The sequence below is a fragment of the Roseateles sp. P5_B10 genome (genome assembly GCF_056400485.1).
This window is the reverse complement of sequence record NZ_JBFULE010000963.1, coordinates 1-1,798: the sequence shown is the minus strand read 5'-3', so window position 1 is coordinate 1,798 and position 1,798 is coordinate 1. Positions and strand designations below refer to the sequence as shown.

Annotated in this window: 3 protein-coding genes; all 3 read left to right on the top strand. The window is 66.3% G+C overall.

What is annotated here, in order from left to right:
- Positions 1–261: 261 nt before the first annotated feature.
- The gene (locus AC1DU6_RS29795) at positions 262–1,029 is read left to right on the top strand and encodes a TerC family protein (RefSeq protein WP_477861627.1); all 768 of its coding nucleotides are present in this window, start codon (positions 262–264) and stop codon (positions 1,027–1,029) included.
- A 17-nt stretch (positions 1,030–1,046) separates the two neighbouring features.
- Positions 1,047–1,436 carry a DUF1801 domain-containing protein gene (locus AC1DU6_RS29790; protein WP_477861625.1) on the top strand — a complete coding sequence of 130 codons (390 nt, stop codon included), beginning with the start codon at positions 1,047–1,049 and terminating at the stop codon, positions 1,434–1,436.
- Positions 1,436–1,798 (top strand): hypothetical protein (locus AC1DU6_RS29785; protein WP_477861623.1); only part of this gene is annotated, 363 nt, incomplete at its 3' end. The genes AC1DU6_RS29790 and AC1DU6_RS29785, both read left to right, overlap by 1 nt.

The following is a 1,798-nucleotide window of genomic DNA, read 5'->3' as shown; positions in this document are numbered from 1 at the left end:
CTACCAGAACAACGCCCAGCAACTGGCCTTCCAGAAGAAGATCGAGGCCATGCTGGCGGCCGACACACGCAAGCAGGATGTCGCCGCCGGCGAGCGCGGCGTCATGCGCAAGCTGATCGGCAATATGCAGCTGCAGGAACTGATCCTGAAATAGGCCGCAGGCCCACACCCAAAGCAAAACCGAAGCTTCGTTCAGCCTGAGGCTGTCCGCGGCCGGCAGGGCGCTGGCGACAATGCCCGGCTCACCACGGACCGCCCGCCATGCTTGAACTGCTCTCCGACCCGCAGACCTGGATCGCCCTCGCCACGCTGACCGCGCTGGAGCTGGTACTGGGCATCGACAACATCATCTTCATCAGCATCCTGGTGGACAAGCTGCCCAAGGCCCAGCAGGAAACCGCGCGGCGTGCGGGCCTGTTCGCAGCGATGTTCATGCGCATCGGCCTGCTGATGGTGCTGGCGTGGATCGTCGGCATGGTCGAGCCGCTGTTCAACGTGCCCGGCGTCGAACGGGGCATCTCGGGGCGCGACCTCATCCTCATCGGCGGCGGCCTGTTCCTGATCTGGAAGAGCACCGGTGAAATCCACGGCTCGCTCGAAGGCGAGGACGAAGACACCAGCGCCGGCGGCAAGGCCAAGGCGGCCTTTGGCGCCGTCATCCTGCAGATCATGGTCATCGACCTGGTGTTCTCGCTGGACTCCATCATCACCGCCGTCGGCATGGTGGACGACGTGCGCATCATGATTGGCGCCGTCATCGCCTCGGTCGGTCTGATGATGCTGTTCGCCGGCCCCATCGGCCGTTTCGTGTCCAACCACCCGACCATCAAGATGCTGGCCCKGAGCTTCCTGGTCGTCGTCGGCGTGGTGCTGGTCGCCGAGGGCTTCGGCCACCACGTGCCCAAGGGCTATATCTACTTCGCGATGGCCTTCTCGCTGGGTGTGGAGATGATGAACATCAAGATGCGCCGCAAGTCGGCCAGCAAGGTCAAGCTGCGCCAGCAGATCCCTGGCAGTTCGGGCGATTGAAGCGATGATCCGCGGTCATGGAAAAGCTGATGCGTTTCCCGACCGCGGTCCCGCACGATCCGGACATTGAGGCCTGGATGCGGGCCCATGCGGGCGCGCTGGGCGACATTGCCCGGCACTGGTTCGACGCCATGCGCCGCTGCGGCGCCGATGTGCGCGAACTTCTGCATGACGGCCACCCGACCGCCTGCATCGGCGACGCGGCCTTCGGCTATGTCAACGCCTTCACCGCGCATGTGAACGTCGGCTTCTTCAAGGGCGCCGAGCTGGCCGATCCCGCCAGCCTGCTGCAGGGCGCGGGCAAGTTCATGCGACACGTCAAACTCAGGCCCGGCGAGCCCATCGACGAAACGGCGCTTCAGGCCCTGATCGCGTCGGCCAGCGCCGACATGCGCCGGCGCCTGTGATGGCGCTGCGCCTGCAGCCGTTCACGGCCTTCGACGACCTGGCCTTCAGCCTGGATGTCGAGACCCTGGTCGCGCGTCTGGGTCCGCCCAACCGCCATGCACGCAACGAGGCCGCGCTGAACGAGTACGACTACGGCCACACCGTGCTGCGCTTCCAGGACGGTGGCCGCCTCGAGGAGATCACCCGGCGCGCGCCGGTGCTGCAGCTGGACACGGTCGTCATTCCGTTTGCCGCGCTGGGCGGCTTCGTGCTCGCGCAGGATGCCGAGGCCTTCGAGCGCGCGGGCTTTCTGGTCAGCCCGGCCTTCGGCATCGCCTTTGTGCCGCAGGAACCCGACTGGGTCACCGCGCTGGCGCGCCAC